The sequence below is a fragment of the Vibrio sp. 10N.222.48.A3 genome (assembly GCF_041475345.1).
Classification (GTDB): Bacteria; Pseudomonadota; Gammaproteobacteria; order Enterobacterales; family Vibrionaceae; genus Vibrio; species Vibrio tasmaniensis_A.
On record NZ_JBFRVX010001306.1, the window covers coordinates 1 to 492 of the forward strand.

At 47.4% G+C, this 492-nt stretch carries 1 pseudogene; it reads right to left on the reverse strand.

The annotated features are described in order from the left end of the window. Positions 1-436: pseudogene (locus tag AB4653_RS25900) on the reverse strand (YgiQ family radical SAM protein); the annotation flags it as partial. Between the last annotated feature and the right edge of the window lie 56 nt (positions 437-492).

A 492-nucleotide genomic window follows, 5' to 3' on the forward strand; every position in this document is an offset into this window, starting at 1 on the left:
CTTCGCGACAACGTTGGGAATAAACTAGAGTTGCACGGTCAGGACGCTTGCCACCTTCGTTGTTTGGCGTATAAGCATCATCGTGACGTAATTTGCGATCAGAGGTGTAGCGGTTGATCATGGAGTCCATGTTACCCGCTGTAATGCCGAAGAATAGGTTAGGTTTACCTAGCTTCATGAAGGCGTCTTTATTGTCCCACTTTGGTTGCGCAATAATGCCCACGCGGAATCCTTGAGCTTCAAGCAAACGGCCAATGATAGCCATGCCAAAGCTCGGGTGATCGACATAAGCGTCACCAGTTACAATAATAATGTCACAGCTATCCCATCCAAGAGCATCCATCTCCTTTCTACTGGTAGGCAAAAAGGGTGCAGTTCCGTAGCACTCGGCCCAGTATTTTTTGTGTTCGTGAATAGGAGTGATATCGCTGTACATATTTCAACCTCTGATTTTTGAGGCGGGAATTATAGCGGCATGAGCCTAGACTAGCC